The sequence below is a fragment of the Peptococcaceae bacterium 1198_IL3148 genome (assembly GCA_036763105.1).
Classification (GTDB): Bacteria; Bacillota; Desulfotomaculia; order Desulfotomaculales; family Desulfohalotomaculaceae; genus JBAIYS01.
The window spans coordinates 1-16047 of the sequence record JBAIYS010000015.1; the positions used below are offsets into that span (position 1 = coordinate 1).

The following is a 16047-nucleotide window of genomic DNA, read 5'->3' on the forward strand; positions in this document are numbered from 1 at the left end:
GCGACGTTTATTAGTTTAACACTGAGCCAACTTTATGTCAACTGGTATTTTTTACTTTTGTTTTCGCTTTCCATGTTGCTGTTTCCGTCCGCCTCATCGGCGGCGGAATTTTATTTTATTACTTTTGCATCTTTGTTGCAAGCAACAATTTTTGGCAACTTTGGTTACTTACTCCGCCAAGTTTTATTCTGCCCCAGCGTGGAATTTTATATTAGCATGGTTTAGTTAATATTACAACAGTTAATTTTTAGAAAAAAATAAGAACTGCATTTGCAGCTCTTGGATTGCTATTATACTAATTCTTTAAACCTTTAGTACCAATATCTTTGCGATATTGGGCACTGGTAAAGTTAATCTTATCTACACTATTGTATGCTTTAGCAATGGCTTCGGGCAGGTCATTGCCCACCGCTGTCACTCCCAGTACTCGGCCCCCACTGGTCGCTACTTTACCGTCCAGTAGCTCGGTACCAGCATGGAACACCACCACATCTGCTTCTACATCATCTAACCCGGTAATAACTTCACCTTTTTTGTAATTACCCGGATAGCCTTGGGCCGCCATTACTACACAGACCGCCGCACCCTTTTTCCATTTGATCTCAATTTCATCCAACCGCTGATCAATAATTGCTTCCATAATCTCCACCAGATCAGTTTCCAACAGTGACAACACTGGTTGGGTTTCGGGATCACCAAAACGAACATTGTACTCCAATACCTTGGGACCATGCTGGGTGATCATCAAACCAGCATAAATTACTCCTTTAAACTGCCAGCCGTGTTTATTCAAGCCTTTTAATGTTGGTTCTAAAATGTCTTTAACTACAATTTCATGGAGCTCAGGGGTGTACACTGGTGCCGGTGCATAGGCACCCATACCGCCAGTATTGGGTCCCTCATCGCCATCAAAAATTCGTTTGTGGTCTTGGGATGGCACCATTGGCACTATCGTTTTACCATCGGTAAATGCCAACACACTGACCTCTTCGCCCTCCAGCAGCTCTTCGATGACCACTTGTTTGCCCGCTTCCTCACCAAATTCTTTATCCACCAGTACTCTTCTGACCGCATCCAAAGCGTCGGCAATATGCTGACAAATAATGACTCCCTTTCCGGCCGCTAAGCCCGAGGCTTTAACTACCAACGGACAGTTTTTATCCCGAACATGTTGCAATGCTTCTCGCTCGTCAGTAAAGGCGGCATACTTGGCTGTCGGTATATTATATTTAGCCATAAAATGTTTAGCCAATGCTTTGCTACCTTCCAGTTGAGCAGCATCTTTACTGGGCCCAAAAACCCGCAAACCCGCTGCAGTAAAAACATCTACAATACCAGCAGTAAGCGGCACCTCCGGACCAACCACCGTTAAGTCAATGGCTTGTTCTTTAGCAAATTGCAGTAAACCGTCAATATCATCAGCCTTGATGCCAACACAGGTGGCCAATTGATCAATGCCAGCGTTGCCCGGAGCACAGTAGATTTGATCTACCCTGTCGCTTTGGGCTATTTTCCAAACCAAAGCATGTTCACGCCCGCCGCTACCTACCACTAAAACCTTCATTAAGAAACCTCCCGCATAACAACATTAATATTACAAAAGTTACTTATAAGCAGGCACCGCCCATCATTCAAACGTCCATGAAGTTATACGAACATTGTAGGGGCCCGATTCATCGCGCCCCCAAAGCAACGTTTGTCTTTAGAGTGCAACTCTATCGCGATGCGCAAATGTTACCTTTTACGGGATCGATAAATCGAACCCCTACAAAAGGCATTTGCATGCAGTAATGAGTGTGTTTTCTTAAAAAAATTCATAATTGCATTAAATTAATGCTTAAAGTGCCTCATGCCGGTGAACACCATCGAGATACCATGCTCATTACAAGCGGCGATGGAATCCTCATCGCGGATGGAACCTCCCGGCTGGATAATGGACGTAATGCCGTACTCTGCTGCTGCATCCACTGTGTCTCTAAAGGGGAAGAAGGCATCGGAAGCCAACACTGCACCCTTTACTTTGTCCCCCGCTTGTTTAAAGGCAATATTGGCCGAACCCACTCGATTCATTTGGCCGGCACCGACACCGATTAACTGTCTATCTTTAGTAACCACAATGGCGTTGGATTTAACGTGCTTAACTATAGTCATGGCAAAAATCATCTCGTCCAATTCCTCTTGGGTTGGTTGCTTTTCTGTGGCCACCTTCAATGCCTCTGGGTTCAATAATTGCCGATCAAATTGTTGCATTAGTAAACCGCCGTTAACTTTGCGCAATTCCATGGTGTCATTGGTTTGTTCAGTTAAATCCCCAGTTTTTAATAAACGCAGGTTTTTCTTTTGCGTTAAAATCTCCAATGCTTCATCAGTAAAATCCGGGGCAATAACCGCTTCTAAAAAGATTTCACTCATCTTTTCTGCAGCCATCCCATCAACAGTTTGATTGACCGCCACAATGCCACCGTAGGCAGATACTGGATCTCCCTCCAGCGCCCTTTCATAGGCTGTGCTAATTTCCTCAGCACTGGCACAACCACAGGGGTTGTTATGTTTTACGATCACCGCTGATGGTTGCCTGAATTCACGCACCAGTTCCAGAGCGGCATTGGCATCTAAGATGTTATTATAGGACAGTTCTTTGCCATGTAGTTGCTCAGCGTTAGCAATGCAGGCTCCCTTTACTGCCGGGTTGCGATAAAAGGCTGCCTGTTGATGGGGGTTTTCACCATAGCGTAACGGCTGCACCAGTTGGGCAGAAACGGTCACTTCTGCGGGGAAAGTTTCACCAGCCACTGCAGATAAATAGCCAGAGATTGCGCTGTCATAGCATGCGGTGTGGGCAAAGGCCTCCCGAGCCAGTGACAGGCGCAAATTGCCAGAAACTTGGTCCTGCTGCAATGCAGCCAACACCTCCGGATATCGTTCCGGATTGACTACAATCAATACGTTTTGATAATTTTTCGCCGCCGCCCGCACCATGGTGGGGCCGCCGATATCAATATTCTCTATGGCATCGGCCAGCGTGACCTCTGACTTAGCAATGGTCTCTTTAAAGGGATAAAGGTTAACCACCACTAAATCAATGGGAGTGATGTCTAACTCCTGCAGTTGGCTTAAATGTTCTTCGGTACGCAACGCCAATATACCGCCGTGTACTTTGGGATGCAAGGTTTTTACCCGCCCATCGAGGATTTCTGGGAAACCAGTGACATCGGAAATATAAGTAACTGGCACCCCAGCCTCGCGCAAAGTTTTAGCGGTACCACCGGTGGAAACAATCTCCACCCCCAGTTCCACCAACCCACGGCCAAATTCCACCAAACCATCCTTGTTGGAAACACTCACCAGGGCTCGCTTAACCATTCCTTCCCCTCCATTCAAAATTCATAATTCAAAATTGCTTTACCATTACCTTTCTATCCTTAACCACCAATTTCCCTTCACTAAACAGCCGAATTGCTTCGGGATAAATTCGGTGTTCTTGTTCCAAAATTCGTTCCGATAAAGTTTCTTCATTATCATTATCTAACACCGGTACACAGGCTTGTAATATGATGGGGCCACTGTCCATGCCGGCATCCACAAAATGCACTGTACAGCCAGATACTTTGACACCGTAATCTAAGGCCTGTTGGTGAGCATGTAACCCAGGAAAATTGGGCAACAGTGATGGGTGGATATTCATAATGCGCTGGGGGTAAGCAGCCAGCATAGTTGTACCCACCAGGCGCATATAGCCAGCTAGGCATACTAACTGCACTTGGTACTGCTGCAAAAGTTCCACAATCCGCTGCTCATAACTGGTTTTATCCGGATAATCTTTAACATTGATATAATAGGCGTCAATACCGTGTTGCTTGGCCCTTTCCAAGGCATAGGCAGCCTGTTTGTCACTAATCACCACTTTAACCTCAGCCCCGAGATCGCCCTGTTCACAGGCATCAATAATGGACTGGAGGTTAGAACCCCGACCGGAGGCCAGCACTCCCAGGGCAAGTTTTTTCATCATCACACTTCCCCGCCCTGATAATTTACTTGCCTTTGGCCTGCGCTAACGGCACCAATTACATAGGCCTTTTCTCCCCGTTGTTGCAGATCATTGAGCAACTGATCAACCTCAGTGGCTGAAACCACTATAATCATACCGATACCCATGTTGAAGGTACGTAACATTTCTTGCCATTCAATATTGCCCACCCGCTGCAACAGCTTGAATATTTCCAATACTGGCCAACTGCCGAAATTTACGGTGGCTGCCAGCCCCGGGGGTAAAATACGGGGCAAGTTCTCGGTGATGCCACCGCCGGTGATATGGGCCAATCCCTTAATCTCAAACTTCTCTAACAGTGGCAACACTGCCTTTACATAAATGCGGGTGGGAGTTAGTAATTCTTCGCCCACAGTGGCACTTAATTCCGGCAGATAAGTGCTCACATCGCAACCGGCCACCTCAAACAACGCCTTGCGGGCCAGTGAATAGCCATTGGAATGCAACCCGGAAGAGGGCAAACCAATTAGGACATCCCCGGCAGTAATCCGCGATCCATCCAAGAGCCGAGACCTGTCAGCCACGCCAACGGCAAAGCCGGCTATATCATACTCATCTTCGCCATAAAAGCCAGGCATCTCGGCGGTTTCACCGCCGATTAAAGCACACTTTGCCTGACGACAGCCTGCGGCCACACCGCTGACAATCTCTGCCACCCGCTCAGGTTGCAGTCTACCCACCGCCAAGTAATCTAAAAAGAAGAGCGGTTCTGCTCCTTGCACCAAAATATCGTTAACGCACATGGCCACCGCATCAATGCCGATTGTATCGTGCTTGCCCATTAAATTGGCCACTTGCAATTTGGTGCCCACACCATCGGTGCCGGAAACCAACACCGGTTGCTGATATTTAGCAGTATCCAACGCAAACAGACCGCCAAAACCGCCGATATCAGCCAACACACCCGGCCGATGGGTACTTTTAACTGCGTTTTTAATCAACTGCACCGCTCGGTTGCCGGCATCAATGTTAACCCCGGAATCGGCATAGGTCAGTGGTTTGTTATTTTTACTCATCACGAACCCCCGTTATTCCAAACTAAATTTGCCTGCATCGGCAGGAATTTTAACTGGATAATTGCTATCAAAACAAGCATAACAGAAACCGTTGCCCTGCTCACCAAAAACCTTCATTAAGCCCTCTTGACTGAGGTAGTACAAGCCATCGGCACCTACTTTTTTACGAATTTCCGCCAGCGTTTTAGTGGCGGCAATTAACTCCTTGCGGTTACTGGTATCCATGCCATAGTGACAACCGGCCACCACCGGAGGTGAACTTAAACATAAATGAACTTCCTTTACCCCTGCTTGTCGTAACATATGCACCAGTTTTTTACTGGTGGTACCCCGCACCAGCGAATCATCCACCATAACCACTCTTTTGCCCGCCAACACTTCCTGCATGGGGTTAAGCTTTATTCTGACACCCATATCCCGCAATTGCTGGCTGGGCTGAATAAAGGTACGGCCAATATAACGGTTTTTCATTAACCCCTCTTCAAAGGGAATACCGGATTCAGCGGCATAGCCCCGGGCTGCAGCGGTGCCACTGTCCGGCACCGGAATGACAATGTCCGCCTCTATTTTATATTCCCGGGCCAACTGCCGTCCCATTTCCCGTCGCACCCGGTTAACGTGGAACCCATCTATGGTACTGTCGGGGCGGGCAAAATAGATGTATTCAAAAACACAGTGGGCCCTTTGGGGCGCTGCCATGGTCTGCAGTGAGGTAAGGCCATCCTTATCCAACCGCACAATCTCCCCAGGACTGACATCCCGCACCAGCTTGGCGCCCACAGTATCTAAGGCACAACTTTCCGAAGCCACCACCCAGGCCTGGCCGATTTTGCCTAGGCACAGGGGGCGAAAACCGTAGGGGTCACGCACCGCATAGAGCGCATCTTTGGTCAGCACCACCAATGAGTAGGCACCCTCAATGTCAATCATTGACTTCATCAGTGCCCCTTCTAAACTCTGCTGACTATAGCGGGCAATTAGATTGACAATTACTTCGCTGTCGGTGGTGGTTTGAAACACCGCCCCGTTGTTATAAAGCATTTCCCGCAGTGTCCCCACATTAGTTAAATTGCCGTTGTGGGCCAAACCCACCATGCCATTGCGTTGACGAAACACCAATGGTTGGGCGTTGGCCGGTTCACTGGCTCCGGTGGTGGAATAGCGCACATGGCCAATGGCGGCATAACCCTTTAGATGTTTAAGATTGTCACCGGAAAAAACCTCTGGCACCAACCCCATGCCTTTATGCAGTTTAATACCATTGCCATCGGTCACCGCAATGCCAGCACTCTCTTGACCCCGATGTTGCAGGGCGTACAAACCAAAGTAAGTGGTTTCAGCCACATCCATCCCTGGGGCAAAGATACCAAACACGCCGCACTCCTCTTGCATCTTGTCATGCTGCCACCAGGCAGAACTATTTCTTACGCCATCAAACATGCTATAGACCCCCGCCACTTAGTTTCTAATTCAGCCACGGGAATATTAATGATGTCATTGGGGTGCGCTCCGGCACATCCCGGTTTAATTAAATTAATCTTTAATTCTGTGCCACCAACGGTGCCCAATCGGCCAAAGGGCACACCAATCACAGAAAGATAACGCAATAATTCATCCACGTTGTCTTCGCTGACGGTGATGATGATGCGAGATTGGGTCTCACCAAACAGCAGGGCATCGGCTCGGAATTGTTCAACCATGAAAATTTCGGCACCAATCTTGCCAGAAATGCAACTCTCTGCCAGCGCCACCGCCAATCCACCTTCGGAACAGTCGTGGGCAGACTTGATCCAACCCTTTTTGATGGACGCAAGCACCGCTTGCTGTACCCGCTGTTCCAGTTCGATATCCAGCTTGGGCACTGGGCCAGCAGCCTCAATATCGTGGACAACCTTTAAATATTCACTGGCACCCAATTCTTCTAAATTCTCGCCCACCATAATAATGATATCTCCCCGGTCTTTAAAGCCTTGGGTGCATTTATAATCCAAATCTTCAATCAACCCCACCATGCCCACTGTGGGGGTAGGGTAAACTGCAGTACCTCTGGTTTCATTGTAGAAACTAACATTACCACCGGTAACCGGGGTATTCAGTCGCCCACAGGCCTCGGCCATACCCGCCACCGCTTGCCGAAACTGCCACATTACGCCGGGCTTTTCCGGATTGCCAAAGTTTAAACAGTTGGTAATGGCCAGCGGTTTAGCCCCGGAACACACCAAGTTGCGGGCGGCCTCGGCCACCGCCATCATCGCCCCTTGATATGGGTCCAAATAACAATAGCGTCCGTTACAATCGGTGGTCATGGCAATGCCTTTGGAGGTGCCCTTAATCCGCAACACCGCTGCATCGGAGCCGGGACGTACCACAGTGTTGATACCCACCATGTGGTCATACTGACTGTAAACCCATTCCTTACTGGCAATGTTCGGCGACGCCAGCAAAGCCAATAAAGCTTGGTTATAATCCTTGGGTTGTGGAATATTGGTGATATCCAGTTGTTGGGCTGCTGCCAAATATTCCGGCTGGGCATAGGGGCGTTCATAAACAGGCGCTTCATCGGTCAGCGCTTTGGCTGGCATTTCCGCCACCACTTGCTCCCCTTCGGTCAAGCGCAACATGCCGTCATCGGTAACCCGGCCAACCACCACTGCCTCTAAATCCCACTTGGCAAAAATTTCTTTTACCTTTTCAGTGGTGCCTTGTTTAACCACCACCAACATCCGCTCCTGGGATTCCGACAGCATCAGTTCATAGGCGGTCATGCCCTCTTCACGGCGGGGCACCTTTAACAAATCCATTTCAATTCCGGTGCCAGCCCGGGAGGCCATTTCACAGGAGGAACTGGTTAAACCCGCTGCCCCCATGTCCTGAATACCTACCACATAGCCACTCTTAATTACCTCTAAGCAGGCTTCTAACAACAATTTTTCCATAAAGGGGTCACCCACCTGCACTGCGGGACGACGTTCGGCCGATTCCTCGGACAGTTCTTCCGAGGCAAAGGTGGCCCCGTGAATACCGTCCCGACCGGTGCGGGCACCAACCACCATCACCGGGTTGCCAATGCCAGAAGCGATTCCTTTTTTAATATCTTGATGATCTATCAAGCCAACACACATTACGTTAACCAATGGATTTTCTTCATAACTGGGTGAAAAATAAACTTCGCCACCAACGGTGGGCACACCAATACAGTTGCCATAGCCGGCAACCCCAGCCACCACACCGCTAAACAGATAGCGAGTGCGGGCGTCATCTAAAGTGCCAAAACGTAGCGAATCTAATACTGCGATGGGGCGGGCGCCCATGGTGAATACGTCGCGTAAAATCCCACCAACACCGGTGGCTGCCCCTTGGTAGGGTTCAATGGCAGAGGGATGATTATGACTTTCTATTTTAAAGGCCACTGCTTGGCCATCACCAATGTCCACAATACCGGCATTTTCACCGGGTCCCTGCAAAATGTGATCTCCAGTGGTGGGAAGCGTTTTTAACATTAGACGGGAAGTTTTATAACTGCAGTGCTCGGACCACATCACCGCAAAGATACCCAGTTCCACATAATTAGGTTCCCGACCCAAAATGCCTTTAATCTTGTCATATTCAGCATCGGTCAGGCCCATTTCTCTCCATAACGCCATTACTTACCCCTCCTTTGCCACGCTGACAAAATGGACTTAAATAATATTGCACCGTGGTCGTTACCTAAGATAGCTTCGGCACAGCGCTCTGGGTGCGGCATCATGCCTAAAACATTGCCTTCTTGGTTACAAATGCCGGCAATATTATCCACCGAACCGTTGGGGTTAGCCGCTGGTGTAACTTCACCATGTTGATCACAGTATTTAAACACCACTTGGTTGTTGCGATACAGTTCTTGTAAAGTTTCCGGATCACAATAATAATTACCTTCGCCGTGGGCCACCGGTATTTTTAGCACATCGCCCACACCACACAACTGGGTGAAGGGAGTGGTGTTGTTTTCCACTTTTAAGTAGGCATCGTGACAGCGGAACTGCAAGCAATCATTGCGTCTCATGGCCCCTGGCAATAATCCAGATTCCAGCAGCACTTGAAAGCCGTTGCAGATACCTAGCACTAAGCCTCCCTTGCTGGCAAAGTCAACCACTGCCTCCATTATCGGCGAAAACCGAGCAATGGCCCCGGAACGCAGGTAATCACCATAGGAAAACCCCCCGGGCAAAATGATACAATCAAACCCGGCCACGCTGTCAGACTTATGCCAAATGTATTCCACCGGTTGATCCAGTACCGCTTTAACTGCATGAAAACAATCGGCATCACAATTGGAGCCCGGAAACACAACTACGCCAAATTTCATGCCTACACCTCCGTCAAAGTGAATGTGTAATCTTCAATCACCGGGTTAGCCAATAGTTTTTTGCACATTTCATGTACCTGTGTTTCAGCATCATTTGGATCTGCAGCATTAATGTCCACCACCAAGTAACGGCCCACCCGCACTTCGGCAACATTTTCATAACCCATGGCATGCAGTGACTTGGTCACCACCGACCCCTGGGGGTCAAGGACACTCTTGCGTAAAGTAATATAAATTTTTGCCTGGAACATAATCATTACCTCCAGTTAATATTTTTTAAAGGCAACTATGAATTAGGAATTTTGAATTTTGAGGGAAGACAGGGGGACAGGTCCCTTGTCTTCCAAAATTCAAAATTAAAATTATATCTCCACTTCTTCTCCTGTTAGACGGCGGTAGATTTCTTTGTAGGCCTCTTCCACATTGCCTAAGTCCCGACGGAAGCGGTCTTTGTCCAGCTTTTCTCTAGTTTGGCTATCCCAAAAGCGACAAGTGTCTGGGGAAATTTCATCACCCAGCAATATCTCACCTTTATGGATACCAAATTCAAGCTTGTAGTCCACCAAAATTACATTTCTTTCAGCCATATAGTTAGTGAGAATATCATTAACTTTAAGTGCTGTCTCCCGAATCTGTTGCATTTGCTCTGTGGTGGCCAACTGCAACGCCCGGATGTGGTCATCGGTAATTAGTGGGTCTCCTAATTCGTCGCTCTTATAGCAATAGTCCACCACCGGGCCACCCAAATCTAACCCCTCTTCAATGCCCAGGCGCTTGGCCATACTGCCGGCGGAGAGGTTGCGCACCACAACCTCCACCGGAATAATTTGTAATGCCTTTACAATTTGTTCCCGCTCGTTAACCAGTTCCACAAAATGGTTGGGTACACCTTTTGATGCCAGCAGTTTAAAGAAGTGAGCACTGATCAGGTTGTTTAAAACTCCTTTACCGACAATGATGCCTTTTTTAGTGCCGTTATAGGCGGTGGCATCATCTTTGTATTCCACCCAAAAATGATCTGGACTATCGGTTTTATAAACCTTTTTGGCCTTTCCTTCATATAATTGTTCTAGCTTTTTCATGGGGTGTCCCCTCCCTATTTTTTATATATTATCTATAGCCCAAAGCGAGCATAAATTTCATCTATATGTTTCAGGTAGTGACTGTATTCAAAAATGTTATCCAAGTCTTCTCTGGACAGTAGCTTTGCCACCTCTGGATCAGCCGCCAACAGTTCCTTGAACTCTTTTCCGGTTTTCCAGCATTCCATGGCATTGCGCTGTACCAGTTCGTAAGCCTTTTCCCTAATGAGACCTTTATCCACCAATGCCAGCAGCGTGCGCTGGGAAAATACTAAGCCTTTGGTTCTTTCCATGTTATGTTTCATTTTCTCTGGGTAAACCAGCAGGTTAGCAATGATATCAGTCATTTTTTTCAAGGTGTAATCCACAATGGTGGTGCTGTCAGGAATAATTACCCTTTCCACTGAAGAGTGGGAAATATCCCGCTCATGCCATAAAGCCACGTTTTCCATGGCCACCAAGGCGTTACCCCGCAACAGACGGGCCATACCAGTGATGCGTTCAGTGATGATGGGGTTGCGCTTGTGGGGCATCGCCGATGAACCCTTTTGCCCCTTGGCAAAGAATTCCTCTACCTCTCTGATGTCGGTGCGTTGTAACGCCCTCACTTCAGTGGCTATTTTCTCCAGTGTGCAACCAATTATTGCCAACGTATTCATGAACTCAGCATGACGATCCCGTTGTAACACCTGGGTGGACAGTGGTGAAGGGGTTAAACCCAATCTTTTACAGACATGGGCCTCTACCCTGGGGTCAATGTTGGCGTAGGTGCCAACGGCGCCAGAAATTTTGCCTACACTGATGGTTTTAACGGCATGTTGCATTCTTTCGATATCCCGCTCAATTTCTGCGGCCCACAACAACATTTTTAAACCAAAGGTCATGGGTTCGGCATGAATGCCGTGGGTGCGACCAATCATGATGGTAAAGCGATGTTCCTTGGCCTTTTCTATTAATACATCGTGAAATTTGTGCAGGCGGGTAAGAATTTGCTCCCCAGCCTCCTTCATGCGAACACATTGGGCGGTGTCCACCACATCTGAAGATGTCAAACCCATGTGGATATATTTACTTTCTTCACCAACGTATTCAGCCACACAGGTGGTAAAGGCAATGACATCGTGATGCACCACCGATTCAATTTCCAAAATGCGATCTACGTCAAACCGGGCCTTTTCTTTAATTACCGCCAACGCCTCGGCGGGCACTTGTCCCAGTTCAACCATCGCCTCACAAGCATATATTTCTACATCCAGCCACTTTTGAAACTTGTTCTCTTCGGACCAGATTTGCTTCATTTCAGGTAATGTGTAACGTTCAATCATAATTTTTTCTCCTCCTATTACTTGGTAGCCAGATAGCCATCAATGCCAAGTTCTGTTAATTTGTCAGCCTTTCTTTGTACTTCCCCGGCCATTTCTTCTTTGTACTGGATAATCCTTTGCTGGACAGCTGGGTCTGCGGTGGCCACAATCTGAGCCGCTAAAATGCCCGCATTTTTGGCACCATTAATGGCCACGGTGGCCACTGGTATTCCCGAAGGCATTTGCACAATTGCATAGAGTGCATCCACACCCTCCAGGGCACCGGATTTAATGGGCACTCCAATTACCGGTAGCGGTGTGAAAGCGGCAATCACCCCAGGCAAGTGAGCTGCCATACCGGCCCCGGCAATTATCGCTTGCAAGCCCCGCTGATGGGCGGTACGGGCATAGGTAGCGGTTTGTTCGGGTACCCGGTGGGCAGATGAAATAATCACTTCATAGGGTATCCCAAATTTGGTTAAAATATCTGCTGCCCCCTTCATAATTGGCAAATCAGAATCACTGCCCATTACAATGCCGACTAAAGGTTCAACCATTTGATCAGGCCTCCTTAACCATTTTAACTAGAAAAATATTCTATTCAAGATTATTTGTGGTAAAAAGAAAATTAAAAATAATACCCCTACCGTGAAGAAAGTTTTCTAGTGTGTAGGGGCATCTGTCAATGTTATGTTAAATGTCGTTTATTATCCGGCTAAAAAGGCATAGCGGATAACAATCACTACTGTCAATAGCCACATCATCCAGTGGATTTCCTTAGCGCGACCAGCCACCGCCTTGAGCACGGTATAAGAAACAATACCAGCTGCAATACCATTGGCAATGTTATAGGTAAAGGGCATTAAAGTTAAGGTTAAAAATGCCGGGAAGGCTTCGGTAAAATCATCAAAATCTATTTCTCTTACCGCAGAAGCCATCAACACACCTACAATAATCAACGCCGGAGAGGTGGCAGCACTGGGGATTAAACCAGCCAATGGTGCCAGCACCAAAGCCAGTAAAAACATCACACCGGTGGTAACGGCAGTCAGACCAGTACGGCCACCTTCACCAACACCGGCACTACTTTCGGCGTAGGCAGTAAGGGTACTGGTACCCATTAATGCACCAAAGGAAATACCAAAGGCGTCTACCATCATGGCTTTACCCAATCTGGGGCTGTTGCCGTCTTTATCCAACAAACCGGCTTTGCCGGCAGTACCAACCAAAGTACCAAAGGTATCAAATAATTCCACAAAGGTAAAGGTAAATACAACGGCCCAAATGCCCATATCTAAAGCACCTTTAATATCCAGCGCACCAATGTTTAAGTTGCTCAGATTAGGTAGCGCAAACAGAGAAAAGTTCTCGGGGATCACAGTAACGCCCAAAGGAATACCCACCAAGGTGGAAACTAAAATACCAATTAATAAAGCACCCTTAACCCTTTTAGCCATCAAAATGGCAGTAATGGCCAAGCCAATTAAAGCCAGCATGGTGTTGGGATTAGCAAAACTGCCCATGCCCAGGTTCCATTCAAAGGACATAAAAGCAGCTTGCCCTTCTTTGGCCAGGGTTTCAATAGTTGACTCAATGGGTACTGCCGTAACCGCCATAATTTCAGCCATTTTTAAGCCAACCACAGTAATAAAGAGACCGAGACCGACGGTAATGGCTCGTTTTAATGAGTTAGGTACTGCCACCACCAACAATTGACGAATTTGGGTTACCGTTAAAATAATAAAAACAACACCAGAAATAAATACTGCACCCAGCGCCACTTGCCAAGTCATACCCATCCCTTGGGCAGCCACGGCGGCAAAGTAAGCATTTAAGCCCATACCAGGAGCCAACGCAATGGGAAAGTTAACAAACAAACCCATGGCAATGGTAACTATGCCGGCAGCCACCGCTGTGGCAAAAAACACTGCATCCCTGTCCATACCAGTACCACTAAGAATGGTGGGGTTCAGAAAAAGAATATAAGCCATGGCCATAAACGTTGTTAGACCTGCAATCACTTCTGTTTTTACGTCTGTGTTGTACTTCTTTAGTTGAAATAGTTTTTCAAACAATGCTGTTTTCCTCCTTGTGTCAAAACCATTGCTTATTTTTTTATGGTAACCAACTATTTTAGCCACTAACCTCAGGAAAAAACAAAAAAACCCAAGCGGTTAGGTTCCACAAAAATATTTCGTGTGAAACCTAACCGCCTGGGCTTTTATCCCTTAGGTGTAACTGGTTAAATAGTTAGCCAGTCTGTACCGCTTGGACCAAACCACCTATTAAAGCAATAGGTGTGGAACCCTAGGTACACTTTCCCACGTAGTCAAGCAATTTACGGTTGCTTGGTAGAAACTCTCGAGCCATATTCCCAAGTATATACGTGCCATATGCTTTTTTCGACACCTTCATATTAACAGGTTGCCCCCAGCCTGTCAACGGTTTTTTGTGTTCTTGCAACTGTTGCTTAGTAGAGCCAGGTACTAGCATAGTTCACAAAGTAGGATGAAAATTTAAATGTAATGATTGTTATACACGAACATGTAGGGGCCGATTTATCGCGCCCAGTAAAGCAACCTTTGCCTTTAGAAACAACTTTATCACCATGAGCAAATGCTACGTTTACGGGATCGATAAATCGAACCCCTACAAAAACACTTGCATTAAGAATTCATAATTCATAATTGCCTTCATACTACTCCCACTCAATGGTGCTGGGTGGCTTAGAGGTAATATCATATACCACTCTGTTCACCTGATCCATCTCATTGCAAATCCGTAAAGAGATGGTTTCCAGCACTTCGTAGGGTAAGCGCGCCCAGTCGGCGGTCATGCCGTCGTTACTGTGAATGGCCCGCACCCCAATGGTGTGAGCATAAGTGCGCTCGTCACCCATGACACCAACGCTCTTTAGGTTGGGCAGCACCGCAAAGTATTGCCAGATTTCTCTGTCCAGGCCAGCCTTTTTAATCTCGTCGGTGACAATGGCGTCAGCTTCTCGCAATATCGCCAGCTTGTCCTTGGTGATCTCACCCAAAATGCGCACCGCTAATCCAGGGCCAGGGAATGGTTGCCGCCATACCACCTCTGCCGGCATGTCCATTTCCTCGCCCAACTGACGCACTTCATCCTTAAACAACCACTTAAGTGGTTCAATCAGTTCAAACTGCATATCTTCCGGCAATCCGCCGACGTTGTGGTGCGATTTAATTACCGCCGCGGTGGCAGTACCACTCTCCACCACATCGGGATAAAGGGTGCCTTGAACCAAGAAATCAATTTGTCCTAACTTTGCCGCTTCCGCTTCAAAAACTCTGATAAACTCTTCACCAATAATTTTGCGCTTACGTTCTGGATCAGTTACTCCGGCCAGTTTGGTTAAAAACCGCTCACTGGCATCAACATGAACCAGCTTCATTTTAAACTTTTCCCGGAAGGTACTAACCACTTGCTCCGCTTCACCTTTGCGCAACAAACCATGGTCCACAAAAACACAGGTCAGGTTGTCACCCACTGCTTTGTGTACCAGTAGTGCGGCCACCGAGGAATCTACGCCGCCACTTAACCCGCATAGCACCTGCTTATTGCCAACTTTAGCCCGCACTTCGGCAATGGTATCCTCCAAAAAGGAACCCATTGTCCAACTGCCGGTGCAACCACAAATGTTATACAAAAAATTCTGCAGTACTTGTTTTCCTTTAGGGGTATGCACCACCTCGGGATGGAACTGTACTGCATAAAGCTTTCTGTCGGGGCAATACATGCTGGCCACTGGAGCATGGGGACTGCGGGAATTAACCACAAACCCTGCTGGTGCATTCTCCACCCGATCAAAATGGCTCATCCAGCACTGTTCAGTGGTTTCCAGCCCTGCTAACAGGCCGCTGTTTTCCAGCACTTCCAACATTATTTTGCCATACTCCCGTTGGGTGCCACGACCCACTTTACCGCCCAATTGGTGAGCCATCATTTGCATACCATAACAAATGCCCATAATGGGGATACCCAGCTCATAAATTGCCGGGTTGACAGCGGGGGCATTTTCTGCATAAACACTGGATGGACCACCAGAAAACACAATACCCTTGGGTTGCTTTTGCTTAATTTCTTCTATGGAAGTGTTGTAAGGCAGAATTTCGCAAAACACCTGACACTCCCTGATGCGCCGGGCAATCAATTGGGTATATTGACCGCCAAAGTCCAGCACAACCACCATTTCTTGTCCCACAGACATGCTTTAATCCCTCCA

At 47.5% G+C, this 16047-nt stretch carries 14 protein-coding genes and 1 riboswitch; of the genes, 1 reads left to right on the plus strand and 13 read right to left on the minus strand.

Annotated elements, in window-relative coordinates; all coding sequences use genetic code 11:
* The coding region (locus tag V6C27_12805) for a hypothetical protein (protein MEG6617285.1) at positions 1 to 225 on the plus strand (225 nt) is incomplete at its 5' end.
* A 70-nt stretch (positions 226 to 295) separates the two neighbouring features.
* On the opposite strand, the gene purD is transcribed toward V6C27_12805, so the two are convergent.
* The 13 genes from purD to guaA form a co-directional block, all read right to left on the minus strand.
* A complete protein-coding gene (gene purD / locus V6C27_12810) occupies positions 296 to 1564 on the minus strand; it encodes a phosphoribosylamine--glycine ligase (GenBank protein MEG6617286.1) in 1269 nt (422 codons plus the stop codon).
* 266 nt (positions 1565 to 1830) lie between these two features.
* Positions 1831 to 3363: a bifunctional phosphoribosylaminoimidazolecarboxamide formyltransferase/IMP cyclohydrolase gene (gene purH, locus V6C27_12815; protein MEG6617287.1), complete on the minus strand. Its 1533-nt coding sequence runs from the start codon at positions 3361 to 3363 to the stop codon at positions 1831 to 1833.
* Between the two features lie 28 nt (positions 3364 to 3391).
* Complete coding sequence (gene purN, locus V6C27_12820) at positions 3392 to 4006, minus strand: phosphoribosylglycinamide formyltransferase (GenBank protein ID MEG6617288.1); 615 nt, start codon at positions 4004 to 4006, stop codon at positions 3392 to 3394.
* Between the two features lie 2 nt (positions 4007 to 4008).
* Positions 4009 to 5064 carry a phosphoribosylformylglycinamidine cyclo-ligase gene (gene purM / locus V6C27_12825; protein MEG6617289.1) on the minus strand — a complete coding sequence of 352 codons (1056 nt, stop codon included), beginning with the start codon at positions 5062 to 5064 and terminating at the stop codon, positions 4009 to 4011.
* A 12-nt stretch (positions 5065 to 5076) separates the two neighbouring features.
* Positions 5077 to 6504 carry an amidophosphoribosyltransferase gene (gene purF / locus V6C27_12830; protein MEG6617290.1) on the minus strand — a complete coding sequence of 476 codons (1428 nt, stop codon included), beginning with the start codon at positions 6502 to 6504 and terminating at the stop codon, positions 5077 to 5079.
* On the minus strand, positions 6489 to 8708 hold the full coding sequence (gene purL / locus V6C27_12835; GenBank protein ID MEG6617291.1) for a phosphoribosylformylglycinamidine synthase subunit PurL: 2220 nt from the start codon (positions 8706 to 8708) through the stop codon (positions 6489 to 6491). The genes purF and purL overlap by 16 nt, the downstream gene beginning before the upstream one ends.
* Positions 8708 to 9409 (minus strand): phosphoribosylformylglycinamidine synthase subunit PurQ, encoded by a 702-nt coding sequence (gene purQ / locus V6C27_12840; GenBank protein ID MEG6617292.1) that lies wholly within the window; start codon positions 9407 to 9409, stop codon positions 8708 to 8710. Before purQ ends, purL begins: the two co-directional genes overlap by 1 nt.
* Positions 9410 to 9411: 2 nt before the next feature.
* On the minus strand, positions 9412 to 9660 hold the full coding sequence (gene purS / locus V6C27_12845; GenBank protein MEG6617293.1) for a phosphoribosylformylglycinamidine synthase subunit PurS: 249 nt from the start codon (positions 9658 to 9660) through the stop codon (positions 9412 to 9414).
* Between the two features lie 111 nt (positions 9661 to 9771).
* Positions 9772 to 10491: a phosphoribosylaminoimidazolesuccinocarboxamide synthase gene (gene purC, locus V6C27_12850; GenBank protein MEG6617294.1), complete on the minus strand. Its 720-nt coding sequence runs from the start codon at positions 10489 to 10491 to the stop codon at positions 9772 to 9774.
* Between the two features lie 32 nt (positions 10492 to 10523).
* Positions 10524 to 11816, minus strand: coding sequence for an adenylosuccinate lyase (gene purB / locus V6C27_12855; GenBank protein MEG6617295.1), 1293 nt, complete (start codon positions 11814 to 11816; stop codon positions 10524 to 10526).
* Positions 11817 to 11833: 17 nt separating this feature from the next.
* Positions 11834 to 12352 carry a 5-(carboxyamino)imidazole ribonucleotide mutase gene (purE, locus tag V6C27_12860; protein MEG6617296.1) on the minus strand — a complete coding sequence of 173 codons (519 nt, stop codon included), beginning with the start codon at positions 12350 to 12352 and terminating at the stop codon, positions 11834 to 11836.
* 150 nt (positions 12353 to 12502) lie between these two features.
* Positions 12503 to 13870, minus strand: a complete 1368-nt coding sequence (locus tag V6C27_12865) for an NCS2 family permease (GenBank protein ID MEG6617297.1) — start codon at positions 13868 to 13870, stop codon at positions 12503 to 12505.
* A 231-nt stretch (positions 13871 to 14101) separates the two neighbouring features.
* Positions 14102 to 14203: riboswitch (purine riboswitch) on the minus strand.
* A gap of 290 nt (positions 14204 to 14493) precedes the next feature.
* Positions 14494 to 16032 carry a glutamine-hydrolyzing GMP synthase gene (guaA, locus tag V6C27_12870; GenBank protein MEG6617298.1) on the minus strand — a complete coding sequence of 513 codons (1539 nt, stop codon included), beginning with the start codon at positions 16030 to 16032 and terminating at the stop codon, positions 14494 to 14496.
* Positions 16033 to 16047 lie beyond the last annotated feature (15 nt).